Source organism: Nocardia sp. BMG51109, from assembly GCF_000526215.1.
GTDB lineage: Bacteria > Actinomycetota > Actinomycetes > Mycobacteriales > Mycobacteriaceae > Nocardia.
Genome location: NZ_JAFQ01000004.1, coordinates 2,730,988 through 2,749,747 on the forward strand (window position 1 = coordinate 2,730,988; position 18,760 = coordinate 2,749,747).

Annotated in this window: 16 protein-coding genes; 11 read left to right on the forward strand and 5 right to left on the reverse strand. The window is 68.3% G+C overall.

Annotated features, from left to right (window positions below; all coding sequences use genetic code 11):
* The first annotated feature begins 125 nt into the window (after positions 1–125).
* The 4 genes from D892_RS45140 (at position 126) to D892_RS0113820 (ending at position 4,380) form a co-directional block, all read left to right on the forward strand.
* Entirely contained in the window at positions 126–1,457 is a 1,332-nt protein-coding gene (locus tag D892_RS45140) for a helix-turn-helix transcriptional regulator (protein WP_198036895.1), read from the forward strand.
* On the forward strand, positions 1,457–1,918 hold the full coding sequence (locus D892_RS45145) for an NUDIX hydrolase (RefSeq protein ID WP_036567026.1): 462 nt from the start codon (positions 1,457–1,459) through the stop codon (positions 1,916–1,918). The genes D892_RS45140 and D892_RS45145 overlap by 1 nt, the downstream gene beginning before the upstream one ends.
* Positions 1,919–2,158: 240 nt before the next feature.
* Positions 2,159–3,493 carry a helix-turn-helix transcriptional regulator gene (locus D892_RS45150; protein WP_198036896.1) on the forward strand — a complete coding sequence of 445 codons (1,335 nt, stop codon included), beginning with the start codon at positions 2,159–2,161 and terminating at the stop codon, positions 3,491–3,493.
* The gene (locus tag D892_RS0113820; protein WP_232236081.1) at positions 3,490–4,380 is read left to right on the forward strand and encodes a phosphotransferase family protein; all 891 of its coding nucleotides are present in this window, start codon (positions 3,490–3,492) and stop codon (positions 4,378–4,380) included. Before D892_RS45150 ends, D892_RS0113820 begins: the two co-directional genes overlap by 4 nt.
* Positions 4,381–4,455: 75 nt before the next feature.
* Here D892_RS0113820 and D892_RS45155 read toward each other — a convergent pair whose 3' ends face one another.
* From D892_RS45155 to D892_RS0113840, 4 genes are all read right to left on the reverse strand, one after another.
* On the reverse strand, positions 4,456–5,172 hold the full coding sequence (locus D892_RS45155; protein ID WP_084161543.1) for an HAD family hydrolase: 717 nt from the start codon (positions 5,170–5,172) through the stop codon (positions 4,456–4,458).
* Between the two features lie 169 nt (positions 5,173–5,341).
* A complete protein-coding gene (locus D892_RS0113830) occupies positions 5,342–7,666 on the reverse strand; it encodes a serine/threonine-protein kinase (protein ID WP_156959955.1) in 2,325 nt (774 codons plus the stop codon).
* A gap of 140 nt (positions 7,667–7,806) precedes the next feature.
* Positions 7,807–8,763: a glutamate ABC transporter substrate-binding protein gene (locus tag D892_RS0113835; protein ID WP_024801800.1), complete on the reverse strand. Its 957-nt coding sequence runs from the start codon at positions 8,761–8,763 to the stop codon at positions 7,807–7,809.
* Positions 8,760–10,091 (reverse strand): hypothetical protein, encoded by a 1,332-nt coding sequence (locus D892_RS0113840; RefSeq protein ID WP_024801801.1) that lies wholly within the window; start codon positions 10,089–10,091, stop codon positions 8,760–8,762. The genes D892_RS0113835 and D892_RS0113840 overlap by 4 nt, the downstream gene beginning before the upstream one ends.
* A gap of 137 nt (positions 10,092–10,228) precedes the next feature.
* Between D892_RS0113840 and D892_RS0113845 the strand changes: the two genes are divergently transcribed.
* Both D892_RS0113845 and D892_RS0113850 read left to right on the forward strand, forming a co-directional pair.
* Positions 10,229–10,897: an NUDIX hydrolase gene (locus D892_RS0113845; protein WP_024801802.1), complete on the forward strand. Its 669-nt coding sequence runs from the start codon at positions 10,229–10,231 to the stop codon at positions 10,895–10,897.
* A 3-nt stretch (positions 10,898–10,900) separates the two neighbouring features.
* On the forward strand, positions 10,901–13,081 hold the full coding sequence (locus D892_RS0113850; RefSeq protein ID WP_024801803.1) for a molybdopterin-dependent oxidoreductase: 2,181 nt from the start codon (positions 10,901–10,903) through the stop codon (positions 13,079–13,081).
* A 146-nt stretch (positions 13,082–13,227) separates the two neighbouring features.
* Here the strand turns inward: D892_RS0113850 and thiE are convergent, their stop codons facing one another.
* Complete coding sequence (gene thiE, locus D892_RS0113855) at positions 13,228–13,932, reverse strand: thiamine phosphate synthase (protein ID WP_024801804.1); 705 nt, start codon at positions 13,930–13,932, stop codon at positions 13,228–13,230.
* Positions 13,933–14,096: 164 nt separating this feature from the next.
* On the opposite strand from thiE, the gene thiO reads away from it, so the two are divergent.
* The 5 genes from thiO to D892_RS0113880 all read left to right on the forward strand — a co-directional run bounded on the left by thiO (position 14,097) and on the right by D892_RS0113880 (position 18,117).
* Positions 14,097–15,185, forward strand: a complete 1,089-nt coding sequence (gene thiO, locus D892_RS0113860) for a glycine oxidase ThiO (RefSeq protein WP_024801805.1) — start codon at positions 14,097–14,099, stop codon at positions 15,183–15,185.
* Positions 15,182–15,397, forward strand: coding sequence for a sulfur carrier protein ThiS (thiS, locus tag D892_RS0113865; protein ID WP_024801806.1), 216 nt, complete (start codon positions 15,182–15,184; stop codon positions 15,395–15,397). Before thiO ends, thiS begins: the two co-directional genes overlap by 4 nt.
* Before the next feature lie 10 nt (positions 15,398–15,407).
* Entirely contained in the window at positions 15,408–16,178 is a 771-nt protein-coding gene (locus D892_RS0113870; RefSeq protein WP_024801807.1) for a thiazole synthase, read from the forward strand.
* Between the two features lie 179 nt (positions 16,179–16,357).
* Entirely contained in the window at positions 16,358–17,359 is a 1,002-nt protein-coding gene (locus D892_RS0113875; protein ID WP_024801808.1) for an ABC transporter ATP-binding protein, read from the forward strand.
* Complete coding sequence (locus D892_RS0113880; protein WP_024801809.1) at positions 17,359–18,117, forward strand: ABC transporter permease; 759 nt, start codon at positions 17,359–17,361, stop codon at positions 18,115–18,117. Before D892_RS0113875 ends, D892_RS0113880 begins: the two co-directional genes overlap by 1 nt.
* Positions 18,118–18,760: the final 643 nt, after the last annotated feature.

Consider the following 18,760-nt stretch of genomic DNA (forward strand, 5'->3'; position numbering starts at 1 on the left):
CGATTCCGGGCCGCCGGTTCCGCGGTGCCCACATCGAGCAAAACCCCGCCCCCGCCAGGCAAGAAAGATGGCAAGTCGCCCGAAAGCCGACTTGCCATACCCGTTCGGTAGGCCAGAATGGACCCATGAGCAGGGGGCCAACCGGTGACCCGACCACCGAACCCGAACCGCTGGACCGCGCGAAACGCTGTGCGGCCGTGGCCAATGAGCTGGCGCGCGAAATCAAGCGCTTCCGGAATCAGGCAGGCATGAGCCAGCGTGTACTGGCATCCAAGATCGGTTACTCGCGCCAATACGTCACCATGACCGAATGGGAGGACGCAAATCTCCCCTCATACGAACTCGTCGCCGCTATCGACAGCGCCCTGAGCGCAGAAGGGGCACTGATTTCCCTCCGCGCCCAGGCCAAAATCAGTCAGCCATCCACAGCACTTGCGGTCACTAGGACTTCAACGCCAGCGGATGACAGTTCGATACGACAAAGATCGCCCGCGATCATGGAACTATGTGCTGTACTGACGGATTACGGTTTCAACCCCGACCGATTCGGATCGAGTCAGTCAGGTCAAATTCCCTCGGTCGAGTGCCTGGAACGTGATCTGGAAGTCACTTTCGTCGCGTACCAACAGTCACGTTTTGCGGCTGCAGCCGGTCGGGTTGCGATGTTGCTTGCCGATATACAACTTGTTTTGCGGCAGTGCAAGGAATCGGAACGAGACAGGCTGTATCGGGTACTCGCGTTGGCCTACCAAGCCGCCGCGTCGGTGTTGATCAAAGCGGGTGAAGTCGATCTTGCATGGATTGCGTCCGAACGAGGTTTGAGCGCATCGGATTCCGCTAGCAATTCGGCGATTCGAGGCTCCTTGATCCGGTCGGTTGCCTTCTCATTGCTGTCGACCGGGCGCTTTGAATCCGCAATGAATCTGGTGGAGTCTGGTACGGAATTACTGAAGACGGAGATTTCGGGGAACGACAGCGCGCTTTCAGTATACGGGACACTTCTTCTTGTCGGCTCAATGGCGGCAGCACGTTTCGGTGACGAAGCAAGAACAGTAGGCTACCTGGATGAAGCTAACGACGCGGCGCATCGCCTGACGAGAGACGCGAATCATCTGTGGACCGCATTCGGGCTCACCAATGTTGCTATTCACAGAGCGAATACTGCGGCGGAACTCGGCGACATCAAGACCGTACTCGGCTCCACGGTTGATTTGAGTAGCGTTCCTGTCGAACGGCGGGTGCGCTACCTGCTGGATGTTGCGCGCGCCCACAGCCTGGCAGGTAATCGCGATGATGCGCTCAGTACGATGCTGGCCGCCGAGAGAATGGCCCCTGAACAGGTACACCAACATTATCTGAGTAGAAAGGTGGTCGCTACATTGGTACGAAGCACTGTTAGTAGACAGGTCGAAATCGATAGGTTGGCGCGTCGCGTGAACGCGGTAGAGTCGATCTGATGGATGATCCAGCCGCAAAGTTCGCGACACCTCGACTTGCATCCGGGGCGCTCTTTGTCAATGGTGAGGATATCTTGCTGGTTCGCAAGACCTATGGTATTCGATGGGACATCCCCGGAGGCTACGTCGACCGGGGAGAATCCCCTGCATCAGCCTGTGAGCGTGAGCTGCGAGAAGAATTGGGCCTGAACAGGTCTGTCGATCGGCTGCTGGTTCACGACTGGGCACCAAGTGACGCCGAAGGCGACAAAATACTGTATGTATTCGATTGTGGTGAGCTGGGCGACGACGAGCACAACATTCACCTCGATGGCATCGAAATAGACAAATTTGAATGGGTGAACGTAAACAACCTGTCCAACTATGTAATTCAGCGACTCGCGCTACGTCTCACCTGCGCCTACCGCGCGTACACGTCGGGCGCCGTCACGTACCTCGAACACGGTCAGCCCCGCATGTGAAAGTTGCGGCACCGGACTGGACGATGCCGAGATCGCGCATGGTGTCGCTAGGTTCGGCCTTGAACACGGTGCATCCGTTGGCGGGTCGTCGTTGTCATGGCTTGCGCCTCCCACTCGATTCCGGGCCGCCGGTTCCGCGGTGCCCACATCGAGCAAAACCCCGCCCCCGCCAGGCAAGAAAGATGGCAAGTCGCCCGAAAGCCGACTTGCCATACCCGTTCGGTAGGCCAGAATGGACCCATGAGCAGGGGGCCGACGAACGACCCGACAGGCCAACCAGAACGGCAACGAACCACCGTTGCCGATGAACTGGCGCGCGAAATCAAGCGACGGCGGCTCGAGGCGGGGTTCAGCCAGCGCGCACTAGCAGCCAGGGCCGGATACTCACGCCAATACGTCTCCATAACCGAGTGGGAAGACGCCACCCTCCCCTCACAAGAACTCGTAGCAGCGCTCGACACCGCGCTGAGCGCCAACGGCGCCCTGATCGCCCTTCGCGCCCAAGCAAAAACCGATCAGCAAACAAGACGGCGTAATCGCACGAACGAAGTTGACCGGGCAGACGAGCCTCGCGCTTCGCTTACCGCAAATGTGTTCAGCCCCTTCAATTTAGAGGTCGCGCCTGCCAATTATGTACCTGAGACCCGGCTCGCCAGCAGTGTCGTTTGGTCCGATGTCGACGCAGTAAGGGAAGCTGCGCGACGTGCCGCGACCACCGGAAACCTTCATGGCGGCGGATCGGCCACCACTACCGCCGACCAAGAGCTTCACCGGTTCGCGCCCCTCCTGCGAGGGCAAATCGCACCCGCGACACAGCGTGCGTTGTTCGAAGCCATCGGAAATCTCAGCGGCGTCGCGGCGTTCGCTGCCTTCGACATTGCCGACTTCACCGCTGCCGAACAGCATGCCCGATTTGCTCTGTGGTGCGCAGACGCTGCCGGATCATGGGAGCTACGGGCAAGCACACTCGCCGACATGGCTCGTATGACCGCCTACACCAACAGCTCCGATGATGCCTTGTCCTTGATCGAACTTGCCCAAGTGCGGTCCGACCGGCTCTCCGCCACCACTCGCGCCATGCTCGGGGCATTACGGGCACAGTTTCTCGCCACCCTCGGCCGCACCGATGAGGCGCTGCACGAGGTTGCGTGCTCAGACGAGCATTTCGCCGACCGTACGTCGGGTGAAGATGCACCCTGGATGTGCTACTACGACGAAGCCGAGCACATGGGCAGTACCGGTAAGGCTCTCATTCCGGTTGCCCTCGCACGCAAGCAGATCGATCTGGCTGCGCCTCGGATCGGCCAGGCAATACGGCGACAAGGCCAAAACTATCCTCGGTCACGAACATTCTCGCTGACGCGACTTGCCACCCTGACCATGCGTATCGGGGATCCCCGGGAAGCAGCCGCGATCGGTTCGCAGGCTGCGAACAGGGCGAAAGACTTTGATTCCCAACGAATCCGAGACGAGCTGCGGACGCTGGCTCGTGTGTCCGTCAAACATCTGTGCATCCCGGAAGTAGACGAACTGTATAGCACTCTCACCACCGATTCGGACGAGGTACTTCCGTGAGTCGTTCCGCAGCGCCAACGGCAGGCGAGATACTCGTTCGGGCGGCGAAGCTCAGTGGTATCGAAGTCAACGGCGCTGTGACAATTCGTGACGGTTCTCATGCAATCTTCGAGTTGGCCAACGGGATCGTGGCCCGGATCGGCAAGCCGCACAGTTCCGAGACTGCACAGCGGGAGCTGCGTATCTCGCAATGGCTTAATCGTTCCGGCATCGCCACGGTTCAGGCTGTGCGTGGAACGACGCAACCGACGGTGGTGGCCGAGCGGCCCGTAACCTGGTGGGAACTAATTCCCGATCACAGGCCATCGACGCCTGAGGAGCTGGGCGGGATGCTCCAACGGTTACATGCTCTGACACCGCCGACCGACTTCAGGCTACCGAGCTACAACCCATTCGCCGGACTACGAGAACGCATCGACTCCGCAGCCACGATCGACGACAGCGACCGATCGTGGCTTCTGGACCACCACGCGCGACTACGGCGGCAGTACAACGAGATCGACGATATGGCGGCACACTGTGTGATACACGGAGACGCTTGGCAAGGAAATCTCGTCGTACCATCCTCGGGCGATCCCATCGTGCTCGACCTCGACAAAGTGTCGATGGGGCGACGTGAGTGGGATCTCGTTCAGCTGGCGGTCGACTACACCGATTTCCGGCGGATCACCGACAGTGAGTATCAAGGCTTTGTCGCCGCCTACGGCGGCTACGACGTAACTCGATGGTCGGGCTATCGAGTCCTCGCCGATATACAAGAACTCCGGTGGGTCGGATTCGCAATCGACCGATCGGATGCCGGGCAATCCGTTGCCACCGAAGCCGAGCACCGCATCGCGTGCCTGCGTGGGCTGGTACCGAAGCCCTGGACATGGACCGCACTCTAAGTCGACTGCGACCATGGGGGGGAACCGAAAACCGATTCGGGAGCTGCGGGAGCGAATGGAAGCCCTCACAGACTCCTAACGGCTTCCTGCCAATTCCGTCACGGTCGAGAGCACCATATTTGTATCCAGTCGATCCAGGGCGGCATCGGGAGAATGCTCCTCCAGCTCGTTTCGGGGCATCCGATGCGCGACAGCGATAACGTGAAAACCTGCGTGACGGGCACAGGCAATATCGTTCGGAGCATCACCAACGACAACAGTCCGACTCGCATCCGGCGTAGTGCCGTACTGAGCGGCGAACCGCTTGATGACCACGGCAGGAAGCTCGAATCGGTTACGCGCATCATCACCGAACGCACCGATACCCAGATCCAGGTATCGGTCCAGACCGGATACGCGAAGCTTGACTTCCGCTGCGACACGCAGGTTTCCGGTCAAGACAGTCTGGACAAGCCCATGCTCATGCAGCGCGGCAATGGAATCGGCCGCGCCGGGATACGCAGGCTGATCGCGGGCAAGCTCCCGCTCCCCCTCGGACATGACGCGGGCCATCACCTCGTGAAACCGCTCGACGCCGCCTTCGGCGACTTCCGGCCGGACCCCCGAAGCCATAGCGGTATCCACAACTATCGATTCATCGGTGTACCCATGCACGCGCGCTTTCGGGAAGACGATCGACTCTTCCTCGAGACCGTACGTGCGAGCGACAGCCCTTCGGAGCCAACGTAAGTCGGCCGGTATCAAGGTGCCGTCGACGTCCCAAACGACCAGACCCGCGTACGCCGCACTCATACCCAGCATTCTGACATGGCTGTCCGCCTTGGGAGCGGGGCCCGCTCCGCCGCAGAGCCCATCGCATGATCAGCTATTGCGGGGCGGCAGTGTTCGACATCCGGGAGTGTTCGACGGAATTGAACGTTTCCGGACATTGAACACGACCGGTGCTCGGCGGCCGCCCCGCTCAGAACCAGGTCTTGGCGCGCATGGCGTTGGCGAGGTCGACGAGGGCGTAGCGGTGGGTGCGGTCGGGGGCCGAGCGGGCCAGGCTGCGTAGTTCGATCTCGGCGCCGTGGCGTAGGCCGCGTTCGGTGAAGGGTTCGCCGAACAGGGTGGCGTCGGGCTGTTTCGGGGTGTTGCCCGACCGCAGCCAGGCCAGTGCCGAACCGAGTACCAGGACGCGCATCTGGGTGGTGCGGTGCTCGCTCGGCGGGAGGGCCTGTACGCGGGCCGCGGTGATGTGCAGGGTGGCCTCGTCGAGGTCGCCTACCGGGGCGGCGGTGAGCAGCATCAGGACGGCGGTCATCCGGGCCTCGGTGTAGTGCCGCGAGGCCGCCGGGACCTCGTCCAGCGCCCGCACCGCCTCGACCACGCGGCCGGTGGCGGCCAGCTGCCTCGCCAGGCCGAACGCCGCGCTCACCACGCCGCGGTCGGTGCGCCACACGCTGGCGTAGAACTGTTCGGCGAAGGTGCGCCACTGTCCCGGATCCGGCGAATCCCAGTGCTGCAGTATAAGTTCGGCGGTCGCGGCCAGCGCCAGCTTGGGGGCGATCTCGCCCGGCAGCGCCCGCAGCACGGCATCGAAATGGCCGAACGCCTGCTCGTAGTCCAGCTCCAGCAGTCCGGCCAGACCGAGGAACCAGTCGACCCGCCAGTCCGAATCCAGCCGGTCGAGCAGCTCGCGCGCGGTCGCCGGCCGGCGCAGATCCAGGTTGATGCGGACCTCGATGAGGGTGCATTCGGTCTCGAAGTTTTCCGGCGCCCCGCCCGGCTCGGCCGCGGCCCGCGAGCGGGCGGTGCGCACCGCGTCGAGCGCGTGCCTCGGCTCCGGGTGCACCGCGCCGGCCAGGAGCGCGGCCGACGGGTCGGCCGGATCGATCAACGGAACCGGCAGTGCCGCAGCGGCATCGCGGGCGACCAGATCGGCGCTGCGCGCGATGCCGTCGGCGTAGGAGTCCGTCTGGGCGAGCAGTTCTTCGGTGCCGAAGCTCGTGCGCGGTGGGCTGAATGTCGTCGACAACTGCGGGTGCTCGTTGCCGGTCTCGGCCGCCAGGATCTCGCGCAGCACGCCGGCCAGCTGCGTCGCCGTCACCCGGGCCGACGGGAAGCGCTGTGCGGGATCGGAATCCGTGGCGCGCATCAGCAGCCGGTGGAAGAATTCGTGGCTCGCCAGCAGCGGTGCGGATTCCGGATCGGGCAGGCCGTCGAGGTAGCGGCCCATCGTCATCGGCATCGGCAGCGTGAGCACCGCCAGCGTGCGGCCGACGGTGTAGATGTCGGATGCCGCGGTAGGACCGGTCTTGGCGATCTCGGGGGCCTGGAATCCCCTGGTGCCGTACAGGTTTCCGTAGGCTTCGAAGACGGTGACCGCGCCCAGGTCGATCAGCTTCACCTGGTCCTCGGTGATCATGATGTTGTCGGGCTTGAGATCGTTGTAGGCCAGTTCGAGCGAGTGCAGATACTCCAGCGCCGGCAGGATCTCCAGCACGTAGGCGATGGCCTCGGTGATCGGCATGCGGTCGGGCCGGGAGTAGTCGTCGAGCATGGTGCGCAGCGAGCGGCCGCCGACGTATTCCATGACGATGTAGCCCACCGGAACACCCTCGGGGCTGGGATGTTCGACGAAGTTGTAGATCTTGACGATGCTGGGATGGGCCAGCTCGGCCAGGTACCGGCGCTCGGCGACGGCCACCGCCTGCGCCTCGGCGTCGCCGCTGTGCAGCAGTCCCTTCAACACCACCCAGCGATCGCTGACGTTGCGGTCGACGGCCAGGAAGATCCAACCCAGCCCGCCGTGCGCGATGCAGCCCTGCACCTCGTACTGGCCGGCGACCATCTCGCCCGGCTCCAGATAGGGCCGGAAATCATAAGGCGCACCGCATGTTTCGCAGGTTCCGGTGGTGCTCGCCGGTCCGGTCGCGGTGGTCCGCCCGACCGGTTTACCGCACCGCCAGCAGTACCGGCGCCCCTCGGACACCATCGGGTCGGTGAGCACCACCGTGCGCGGATCCACCGGCGGCGCCGTGGTGATCGGCACCAGTCCGGCGCCGAGCCGCCGCACCGACGTCCGGCTGCGGCCCGTTCGCCCGCTGCGGCCGGACGGCTGTGTCGCCGCGGTACTTTCGGCCCGCGTGGGCTCCGGCCCGGCGGCAGTATCGGGTGACACCACGGCGGTGCCGGGCGGTTCGACCGCGGTGGTGCCGGGCGGTTCTACTGCGGTGGTGCCGGGTGGTTCGACTGCGGCGGTGTCGGGGGAAACGGCCGGGGTTCGGGTGGTGTCGGGCGGCACGGCCTGGGTCTGCGGCGGTTCGTGCCGCTGGGTGCCCGCGAACTCCGGATCGGGTCGAGGCGGTCCGGGCACGGATTCGGCGGGGCCGGAGAAAGATTCGGCGGGGCCGGAGGCGGATTCGTCTCGGTCGGGCACGGTCGTCAGTCCCGGTATCTCGGCTGCGGTGGTCCGGGGGAGGGGCCGAGCACCGTCAGCCAGTTCTGGTACATGCGCTCCCAGGTGCCGTCGGTGCGCAGGCGCTCCAGGGTGCGGTTGACGAAGCGCACCATGTCGTCGTTGCCCTTCGGGATGCCGACGCCGTACGGCTCGTCGCTGAGATTGTCGCCGACCATCTCGGTGTACGACCGGTCCTGCGCCACCAGGCCCGCCAGCAGCGCGTCGTCGGTGCTGATCGCGTCGACCTGACGCTGTTGCAGCACGACCAGGCAGTCGGCCCAGGCGGGCACGGTCATGATGGACGCCGCGGGCTGGTTGCGCCGGATCAGATCCAGCGACGTCGTCCCCGACGCCACGCACACCCGCTTGCCCGCCAGGTCGTCGAGTCCGGTGATGCCCGAGTTCTTCACCGCCAGCACCCGCTGGTGCGACAGGAAATACGTGCTCGAGAAGTCGACCCGCTGCCGGCGCTCGCAGGTGATCGTCATGGTCTTGACCACCACGTCGACGGTGTGCTCCTGCAGGGCGCGCTCGCGGTCGGCGGAGCCGAGGATGCGGTACTCGATCCGTTCCGGATCGCCGAACAGGTCGCGGGCGATCTCCCTGGCGATATCGGTGTCGAACCCGACCAGCGCGCCGCTGATCGGATCGCGGAAGCTGAACAGGTTGCTGCCGGGATCCAGGCCGACCAGCAACCTGCCGCGGGCCCGGATGGCGTCCACCGTGGGGCCGCCCGTGCCGGGCCGCAGGCTGGCGGTGGCGTCGCAGCTCTGATCGACCGGCGGCGGGGGCGGCGAATCGGTCTGTGCCATAGCCGCTTTCGCCGGCAGCGGCGCGGAGTAGCCGACGGTGCCGCCGGTCGGCGTCGCCGGACGGTCGCCGCAGCCGGTGGCCACGGCGGCGACCGCGGCCAGCACCAGCGCCGTCATTCGTCCCCTCATCGGTACTCCCGGAGCCGGGGCCACAGTCCCGCCACCACGAATACGGCGGCGAGCACGGACAGCGTGAGCGCGCCGGGCGACAGCAGATCGAGCGAGCGGGCCGCGTCGGAGATCTCGCCGCGCAGCTCGTCCCGGGTATCGGAGATGCCGTCGCGCAACGCGTTGTCGAGCGAATCCACCTGGGCGGCGGCCCCGGTGGCGCCGGGACCGATCGCCACCATGCCGGCGCCGGGGAAATCGCCGCGGGTCAGCGCGTCGTTCATGCGCTGATGCGCCTGCTGCCAGCGGTCCAGCGCGCCGCGCGCGGTGGTGACGTCGCCGGAACCCGGTGCGTCGCCGGGATATCCGGCCATCCGCGTGGTCAGCTGCGCGATCGCGTCGTTGTAGGTGTGGTCGTAGTCGCCGCCGGTGTCGCGGCGCACCAGTTTCAGGGTCTCCGCCGCCCGGGCCTGCTGGGTGAGGATGCGGCTCTCGGTCAGCTCCGAGGTCGGCACCGCGCCGTCGTCGCGGCCGCGCATGGTCGACACCGCCGAGATCGCCCCGGCGGCCACGGTCCAGGTCAGCAGGATCACCAGCGTGCCGGAGGCCAGCAGCAGGCCGGGGTTGAGTAATCGGCGCCAGCGCCGCGCGAGGTACAGCTGCGCGGTGAGCAGTGCGCCCAGCGTCGCGATCGGCAGCACGATCGCCGCCCAGGGCGGCTGTACATGGCGGTGCTGGGTGGCGGTGATCGCGTCGGCCCGATGCTCCTGTAGTCGGCGCGCGTTCGGCAGCATCGTCGTCTGCATCAGATTGGACGCCTCGCTGAGATAGGCGGCGCCGACGGGATGCCCCTCGCGGTTGTTGGCGCGCGCGGTCTCGATCAGGCCCGTGTAGACCGGGAGCTGGGTCGCGATGCCGGTGCGCAGCGGCAGGTCCGGATCGTCGGCGCCGGTGCGGGACTGGACGACCAGTTCCGCGGCGGCCTGGCCGATGGCCTGCGTGTAGCGATCACGCACGAGTTCGGGCTCCAGGCCGCCGGAGATGAAGGCGGTGCCCGCGGCGGCGTCGGCCACCGACAGCGAGGTGTACAGGCGCTGCGCGGAGTTCGCCTCCGGCTCGGACTCGTCGAGCAGCCGGTCCAGGGCGTGCTGGCGGCTGCTCACCGCGGACGCCGTCACGATCCCCGCCGCCAGGCACAGCAACAGCAGCAGCAACCCGATCGCGATCAGCTTGGCCGGTGAGGAGTGCACGAAGGTGCGCAGTTCCGTGGCGTCGAGCCGGCGGCGTACCGCGGCCGCGGCGGCGCGTGGCGACAGCTCGTCGAGCCGCGGTTGCGCGGTGCGAGTCATGGCCACCTCCGATCGCTGTCCGGGCTGCGTGCTCGCGGACTGAGCTTATTGTGGTCGTATCGGCGCCGTCTCGTGGTGTTTGTCCTCGCATGGCGGTGGCTGGGCGACGGTGCCTGCGAGGATGGGACGGGACGAGCATGCGTGGTGACGGAGACGGCTTCCTGAAATCCCCGGACGGGACGCGGCAGTGGGGCCTGTTCGGAGCGGCCGGACTGTTGCTGCGGGCCCCGCGCGCGGGCGGCGGTGCCGTGGTGTTGCTGCAGCACCGGGCGCCGTGGAGCCATCAGGGCGGCACCTGGGCACTGCCCGGCGGCGCCCGCGACAGCCACGAGACCAGCGTGCGGGCGGCGGTGCGGGAGGCGCACGAGGAGGCCGGAATCCTCCCGGCGGCGGTGCGGGTGCGCGGCGAGCGGGTGACGGCGGAGGCGCCCAGCGGCTGGACCTACACCACGGTCGTCGCCGATGTGCCGGAACCCCTGCCCACCACCGCCAATCGGGAGAGCATGGAGCTGGCCTGGGTGCCCGAGGAGGAGGTGGACGCGCGTCCGCTGCATCCGGGTTTCGCGGCGGCGTGGCCGTCGCTGCGGGCCGAGTCGGCCCGGGTCAGCCTGGACGAGGTGGGCGATGCCGAGGCGGTAGCGGCGGCGTTGCCGCGCACCATCGACCTGGCCGACGACGGGTTCGTCTGGCTGCATTCGAACGGCCTGGGCGGGCGGTCGGCACGGATCTGCGCCCCGGCGGACGACGTCTCGATGGATGTGGCCGGAAATGTGTTGTTCCTCACGATGGCGCAGGTGTTGTCTTGAAACATGACAGCACGCGAGGTTGCGACGTACTGCCGAATCTGTGAACCGCTCTGCGGATTGATCGCCACCGTCGAGGACGGCCGGCTGGTGCGGTTGCGGGCCGACAAGGACCATCCGCTGTCGCGGGGTTTCGCCTGTCCCAAGGGAATCGCGTTCACCGAGGTGCAGAACGACCCGGACCGGGTGCTGTATCCGTTGCGCCGCACCGCCGATGGCTCGTTCGAGCGGGTGTCGTGGGAGACGGCCCTCGACGATATCGGCGCCCGGCTGCGCGCGCTCATCGATGCGCACGGACGGGAAAGCCTGGGCTGGTATTTCGGCAATCCGTCGACGTTCTCCTATTCGCACACGCTGTGGACGGCCGGGTTCCAGATCGCCGCCGGGCTGCGGCACGTGTATTCGGCCGGTTCGCAGGACGTCAACAACCGGTTCGTGGCCAGCCACCTGCTGTACGGCTCGCTGACCAGCGTCCCGGTGCCGGATCTGGACAGCACCGACTTCCTGCTGATGGTCGGCGCGAATCCCGTTGTGTCGCACGGCAGTGTGGTCAGCGCGCCGCGCATCCGCGACAAGCTGGCCGATATCACCAAGCGCGGCGGCCGGGTGGTCGTGGTCGATCCGCGGCGCTCGGAGACGGCCCGGATGTTCGAACACGTCGGGGTGCGGGCGGATACGGACGCCTGGCTGCTGGCGTCGATGCTGCAGGTGATCTTCGACGAGGGGTTGGAGGACGCGGCCGTGCTGCGCGAGCAGGCCGCCGGGGTGGACCGATTGCGTGCCGCGGTGGCCCGTTTCACGCCCGCGGCGACCGCGCCGGTGACCGGGCTCGATCCGGATGTCGTGCGCACGCTGGCGCGGGATCTGGCCGCGGCCCCGCGGGCGGCCGTGTACGGGCGCACCGGAACCTGCCTGGGGCGGCACGCGACCCTGGTGTCGGTTCTGCTCGACTCGCTGGCCGTGGTGACCGGAAACCTGGACCGCCGAGGCGGTTCGGTGTTCGGTAAGGAGCTGGTGGCGGTCTCCGAACTCAATGCGCGACTGGGACTGGTCGGATACGGCTCGAGCCGTTCGCGGATCGGCGATTTCCCGGATGTGCTGCGCACCTTCCCGGCCGCGATCATGGCCAAGGAGATCACCACCCCCGGCACGGGGCAGCTGCGGGCCCTGTTCACCTCGGCCGGCAATCCGGTGCTGTCGGTGCCGGGGAGCGACGAACTCGCCTCGGCGCTGCGGCAACTCGACCTGTTCGTCTCGATCGACCTGTATCTCAACGACAGCAACCGCATGGCCGACTACGTGCTGCCGGCCACCACCTTCCTGGAACGCGACGACGCGCCGCTGCCGTTCACCGCGCTCGCCCCGATTCCGTTCACGCAGTACACCGAGGCGGTGCTGGAACCGTACGGCGAGGCACGCCAGGAATGGGAGATCGTCGACGAGATCGCCCGGCGGATCGGCGTGCAGCCCTTCGCCTTCGGTCCGCTCGCCCGGTGGATCGGGGAACTGCGCAGGCGGGTTCCGGGCGGTCGCGCCGCGCGCCTGTCGCCCCGGCTGCTGCTGGATCTGGCGCTGCGCACCGGGCCGTACGGCGACCGGTTCGGCCTGCGCCGCAACGGGATCAGCCTGCGCACGCTGCGCCGGCACCCGCACGGCATGGTGCTGGCCGACCGCGTCGAGACCGGCGTGCTGCGAAAGGTGGTGCAGCACAAGGATCGCCGCGTGCAGCTGGCCGACCCGCGGATCATCGACGAACTGCGCGAGCTGTCCGCGCCGCCGCACGATCCCGCCTACCCGCTGCGCGTGATCGGGATGCGCGAGCTGAAGTCCCACAACTCCTGGATGCACAACGCCGAGTCGCTGATGGGCCGCCGCGAGCACGCCGCCCGCATCCACCCCGAGGACGCCGCCGTCGCCGGCATCGCCGACGGCGACCGCTGCCGGGTCAGCTCCGCGCACGGCTCCATCGAGGTGACGGCCCGGCTCAGCGAGGACATGACCCAGGGCACCGTCGCCATCCCGCACGGCTGGGGCCACACCGGCGGCGGCTGGCGGCGCGCGAACGAGGCCGGCGGCGCCAACATCAACGTCCTGATGTCCACCGAGATCGTCGACGTGGAACGCCTCGCCGGCATGGCCCACCTCAACGGCGTACCCATCCGCCTCGACCCGGTCACGGCCGCCTGAGAACCGGGGCCGGGGCGAGCACGCACGGCGGCAACAGTGTTGGTGCTCGTCGAATACCGCGCAGGACATGCCGGGATGATGACGGTGCCGCTGCCGGACGAGGACTTGCCGTCGTCGACGGGCAACGGGCCGCGGCGTGAGCCCGCTCAGTTCCCGGCGTTGCCGGCCAGCCGCTGCTTGAGTTCGCGGGCGGCCGCCTCCGGATCGCCGGCCTCGGTGATGGCGCGGACGACCACGACGCGGGTGGCCCCGGCGTCGAGAACCTCCGGGAGGCGCTCGTGGTCGATGCCGCCGATGGCGAACCAGGGGCGGGCCGGCGAGGACTCGGCGGTGGTGTGCACCAGGTCCATGCCGGCGGCGCTGCGGCCGGGCTTGGTCGGCGTGGTCCACACCGGGCCGGTGCAGAAGTAGTCGATGTGCTCCTCGGTTGCCGCCAGGCTCGCCTGCTCGCGGCTGTGCGTGGATCGGCCGATCACCACGTCCGGGCCGACGATCTTGCGGGCGTACCAGGGCGGGAGATCGTCCTGGCCCAGATGCAGTACGTCGGCGCCGGCGGCGAGCGCGATATCGGCGCGGTCGTTCACCGCGAGCAGCGCGCCGTGGCGGCGGGTGGCGGCCTTCAGCTCGGCCAGCGCGCCGAGTTCGGCGCGCGCCTCCAGCGGGCCGAACCGGGCCTCGCCGGCCGAACCCTTGTCGCGCAGCTGGATGATGTCGACCCCGCCGGCCAGCGCCGCCTCGGCGAACCGGGCGAGGTCGCCTTTGTCACGTCTGGCGTCGGTGCAGAGGTAGAGCAGGGCCGAGGCCAGGCGTTCTCGGGGAGCGGTGGGTCGGTTCGGACGGGACGGTTGCACCCGACCGACCGTAGTCGCGGTACCTTGGGTAGGCGAAACATCCGGATGTCCCCGCAGCGAAGGCGGCCGCGCGGGGAGGCGGTTCGGCACTGCAAGGGCGTGCCGAAACGGGCCCGGGTAGTCGAACGGATCCCGGGCATTCGGGACCGAGCGAGGTGGAAGGTATGCGAACTCTGGCCGTCGTGGGTGGGGGTGTGATCGGGCTCTCGGTGGCGTGGCGCGCCGCCGAGTCGGGGTGGTCGGTCACCGTCTTCGATCCGGCCGCCGGTTCCGGTGCGTCCTGGGTTGCCGGTGGCATGCTCGCCCCGCTGTCGGAGGGCTGGCCCGGCGAGGACGAGGCCCTGGAATTCGGCGCGGCCGCGCTGGCGCGCTGGCCGGAGTTCGCCGACCGGATCCGGGCCGCGACCGGTGTGCCGGTCTTCGTGGCCGAGCAGACCCTCACCGTCGCGCTGGACGCCGCCGATGCGGCCGATCTGCGGACCATCGCCGATTTCGTCACCGGGCACGGCCACGAGCTGCGGCTGCTCGATCGTCCGGGGGTGCGCGAGGTGGAGCCGGACCTGGCCCGGACGGTGCGGGCGGGCCTGCTCGCGCCCACCGAACCGGCGGTGGACAACCGGGCGCTGGTCGAGGCACTGCGGCGCTGTTGTGCGCGGGCCGGTGTGCACATCCGCGCCGAATCGGTCTCGGCCGTGGACGATCTCGACCACGATCGGATCGTGCTGGCCACCGGCGCCGCGGCCGCGCGGCTGTGGCCGTCCCTGCCGGTCCGTCCGGTGAAGGGCGAGATTCTGCGCCTGCGGCACCGTCCCGGCGCGCCCCCGCCGCCGCGCCGGGTGATCCGTGCCCGCGTGCACGGCCGGCCGCTGTATCTGGTCCCGCGGGGCGACGGAATAGTCGTCGGCGCAACGCAATACGAGGCGGGCTTCGACACGGCCGTCACCGTCGCCGGGGTCCGCGACCTGATCGCCGACGCCGAGGCCGTGCTGCCCGCGCTCGGCGAATACGAACTGTGGGAGACGAGCGCGGGCGCCCGCCCCGGCACCCCCGACAACCTGCCGCTGATCGGCCGGCTCACCGACCGCGTGATCGTCGCCGCCGGGCACGGCCGCAACGGCATCCTGGGCGTGCCGATCACCGCCGAAGCGGTCGCCGCCCTGCTCGCCGACGAGGTCCTCGCCGAAGCGAAAGCGGCCGAGCCGCACCGATTTTCGGAGGTCTCGGCCCCATCATCATCAGGAGGTATTCGATGACAGCAACGATTCCGATCGGGGTCACCGTCAACGGGCAGGATCACGAATTCGCCGAGCAGCTCACGGTGCGTGAGCTGCTCGACCGGCTGGGGCTGCCGTGCCGGGGGATCGCGCTCGCCGTGGACGGCGCCGTCTTCCCCAAGTCCCGCTGGGACGAGCCCGTCGGCCGGGGCTGGGAGATCGAGGTGCTCACGGCGGTGCAGGGTGGCTAGCGCGCCGGGCATCGAGACCGCCGCCGCCGTCGAACCGCTGCGGATCGCCGACCGTGCCTTCGGTTCCCGGCTGATCATGGGCACCGGCGGCGCCGAGAACCTCGCGGTGCTGGAGGAGGCGCTGCTGGCGTCGGGGACCGAGCTGACGACGGTCGCCATGCGCCGGGTCGACGCCGCCGGCGGCACCGGCGTGCTCGATCTGCTGAAACGACTGGATATTTCGCCGCTGCCGAACACCGCCGGATGCCGCACCGCGGCCGAGGCGGTGCTGACCGCGCGGCTGGCCCGGGAGGCCCTCGACACCGAGTGGGTCAAGCTCGAGGTGATCGCCGACGAGCGCACCCTGCTGCCGGACGCCATCGAATTGGTCGGCGCCGCGGAGCAATTGGTCGACGACGGTTTCGTCGTGCTGCCCTACACCACCGACGATCCGGTGCTGGCCCGGCGCCTCGAGGACGCCGGATGCGCGGCCGTGATGCCGCTGGGCTCGCCGATCGGCACCGGGCTGGGCATCGCCAATCCGCACAACATCGAGATGATCGTCGCGGCGGCGGGCGTTCCGGTGATCCTGGACGCGGGCATCGGCACCGCCAGCGACGCCGCGCTGGCGATGGAACTGGGCTGCTCGGCGGTGCTGCTGGCCACCGCGGTCACCCGGGCCCGCCGCCCGGCGCTGATGGCCGAGGCCATGGCCCGCGCGGTCGAGGCCGGATATCTGGCGCGCGAGGCCGGCCGGATTCCCAAGCGCTTCTGGGCGCAGGCGTCGTCACCGGAGCTTTGAGGGGTGTCACCGGGGCTTCGACGGGGGCGGGACCGGAGTGCTGACGGGTCGGGGTTCGCCCGGCCCCGGGTTCGGGGTTCGTTCGGCCGGGATGCGGGTGTCCGTCATCCCGGAGGACTACCCGACTCGCGACCTTCGAGCGATGGTCCGCGCGCCGTTTCTCGGCAAGACTGGGTGCCATGATCGAAGTGACTGGCCTGACCAAGCGGTTCGGCACCTCCGTCGCTGTCGACGATCTGACGTTCACCGTCAAGCCCGGCCAGGTGACCGGATTCCTCGGCCCCAACGGCGCCGGTAAGTCGACCACGATGCGCATGATTCTGGGCCTGGATCGGCCCACGGCGGGCACCGCCGTGATCCAGGGCAAGCCGTACCGCGAACTGGACCATCCGCTACGCACCGTCGGTGCGCTGCTGGAGGCCAAGTGGGTACATCCCAACCGTTCGGCCCGCGCGCACCTGCGCTGGATGGCGGCGACGAACGGCATTCCGCAGTCCCGGGTGGAGGAGGTGCTGCGCCTGGTCGGCCTCAGCGAGGTCGCCGGTAAGAAGGCCGGCGGCTTCTCGCTCGGCATGTCGCAGCGGCTGGGCCTGGCGGCCGCCCTGCTCGGCGACCCGCCGGTGCTGATGTTCGACGAGCCGGTCAACGGCCTGGATCCGGAGGGCATCCTGTGGATCCGCCGGTTCATGCAGCGGCTGGCCGGCGAGGGCCGCACGGTGCTGGTCTCCAGCCACCTGCTGTCGGAGATGGCGCAGACGGCCGACCATCTGGTCGTCATCGGGCGCGGCAAGTTGATCGCCGACACCGGTACCAAGGAATTCATAGAGCATGCCTCGGAAGCGACCGTGCGCGTGCGCAGTCCGCAGCTCGATCAGCTGCGCAGCCTGCTCACCTCCCACGGCATGACGGTGCGCGAGGACGAGGCGGCGCTGCTGGTCGTCGGCCAGACCAGCGACGACGTCGGCAAGCTCGCCGGCGAGAACGGCGTCACCCTGTACGAGCTGGCGCCGCAGCGGGCCTCGCTCGAGGACGCGTTCATGCGATTGACCGGTGATGCCGTGCAGTATCACGGTGGGGGTATCGAATCGGCGGGAGCGACGGGCCCGGAGGCGGCAGCTCGCGTAACCACGGAGGGCCCCGCGGACGCCGGATCCTACACAGCGATGGGAGGGGCGCTCTGATGGGCGTGTTGACGGCGGAACGAATCAAGCTCACCTCCACCCGCTCGCCCTGGTGGTGCACCGCGTCGGTGGTGGTGATCGGCCTGGGCCTGGCGGCCGTGTTCGGCCTGGTGGCCAACGCCTCCTACGGGAAGGAGGGCGGCCTCGAGATCACCATGTCGGAGGCGGTGTCCGGCCTCACCGGCCTGGGCGTGATGATCCTGATGATCATGGCGACGCTGACGGTGACCAGCGAATACCGCTTCGGCATCATCCGCACCACCTTCCAGGCGACGCCGAACCGGATCCAGGTGATCGCCACCAAGGCCGGTCTGGTCGCCGTGTTCGGCGCCGTGCTCACCGCGGTGCTGGCGGTGCTGGCCTTCGGCATCGCCAAGATGATCACCGGTTCGGATGCCGGGGCGCATCTGACCCTGTCCACCGCCGCGGACTGGCGCGGGCTGATCGGCGTGCCGCTGTACGCCTTCCTCGGCTCGGTCCTGGCCGTGGCCATCGGGGCGCTGGTGCGCCAGTCCGCCGCCGCGATCGCGCTGATCGTGCTGTGGCCGATGCTGGTAGAGCCCTTGGCAGGCGCTTTCGGCAGCTTCGGGCGCAATGTGCAGCCGTTCCTGCCGTTCGCAAACATGCAGCGCTTCCTCGGCGGCGAGGGCGCCGGAAACTGGCACTGGGGTCCCTGGGGCGGCCTGATCTACTTCACGGTCTTCGTGGCCGTCGTCCTCGGTGCCGCGCTGTATACCGTGGAGAAACGAGACGCCTGAACCTGCCCGAGCCCCCGGGGAAAGCAGACCCTCGCCTACCCGGGGACGGGAGGGCGGTCCTGTCGGGGGACCGCTGCGCCCGAGTCGCGCGGGCCACTGCCCGGCCCGCGCGACGTGATACCGGCCCGATGCGAACCGATTCGCATCGGGCCGGTGCACGTCTGGAAAACCTCGGTTAACTGTCCGGCACGAACTTCCCCTCGGCGCCTACCGGTGCGTAGCATCGGCGGCAGCGACCCCAGCACGTTTTTGTCGGCGGACCCACTGTTGTGCCCGCTCCGCCCGATCGAGAGGTGGCAGGTGGCGTTAATCGGTAATCCGCCCATCGACGATGGGCTGAGATACGCTCGTGACGTGAGCGAGCGCAGCGAGCGAGCCAAGGACACCCCGCGCCTCGCGCACAGTGACGCCGAGCGCCCGCGCGGCGGCGCCGAGCGCGAAAAGCCTTCCGGTGAGGGCGAAAACGCGGCTCGCGCGACACAGGCCGACCGTTCGGAACGCCGCCGGGGAGACCCCGCGGGCAACGGTGTCTCGCCCGGTGCCGCGTCCGTTCCCGAAGCTGTGATACCGCCCACCCCAACGGATGCCGAGGATTCCCCGCCCCGTCCGAGCGGCCGGTTCCGGGCCGGGCAGCTGTCGTCCC

Bases quoted from the DNA above. Each gene is read 5' to 3' on its own strand.
- D892_RS45140 (WP_198036895.1), top strand. From the start codon at position 126: ATGAGCAGGGGGCCAACCGGTGACCCGACCACCGAACCCGAACCGCTG.
- thiS (WP_024801806.1), top strand. From the start codon at position 15,182: ATGACAGCAACGATTCCGATCGGGGTCACCGTCAACGGGCAGGATCAC.
- D892_RS45150 (WP_198036896.1), top strand. From the start codon at position 2,159: ATGAGCAGGGGGCCGACGAACGACCCGACAGGCCAACCAGAACGGCAA.
- D892_RS0113850 (WP_024801803.1), top strand. From the start codon at position 10,901: ATGACAGCACGCGAGGTTGCGACGTACTGCCGAATCTGTGAACCGCTC.
- D892_RS0113835 (WP_024801800.1), bottom strand. From the start codon at position 8,763: ATGAGGGGACGAATGACGGCGCTGGTGCTGGCCGCGGTCGCCGCCGTG.
- D892_RS0113840 (WP_024801801.1), bottom strand. From the start codon at position 10,091: ATGACTCGCACCGCGCAACCGCGGCTCGACGAGCTGTCGCCACGCGCC.
- thiO (WP_024801805.1), top strand. From the start codon at position 14,097: ATGCGAACTCTGGCCGTCGTGGGTGGGGGTGTGATCGGGCTCTCGGTG.
- D892_RS0113875 (WP_024801808.1), top strand. From the start codon at position 16,358: ATGATCGAAGTGACTGGCCTGACCAAGCGGTTCGGCACCTCCGTCGCT.
- D892_RS45155 (WP_084161543.1), bottom strand. From the start codon at position 5,172: ATGAGTGCGGCGTACGCGGGTCTGGTCGTTTGGGACGTCGACGGCACC.
- D892_RS45145 (WP_036567026.1), top strand. From the start codon at position 1,457: ATGGATGATCCAGCCGCAAAGTTCGCGACACCTCGACTTGCATCCGGG.
- D892_RS0113880 (WP_024801809.1), top strand. From the start codon at position 17,359: ATGGGCGTGTTGACGGCGGAACGAATCAAGCTCACCTCCACCCGCTCG.
- D892_RS0113845 (WP_024801802.1), top strand. From the start codon at position 10,229: ATGCGTGGTGACGGAGACGGCTTCCTGAAATCCCCGGACGGGACGCGG.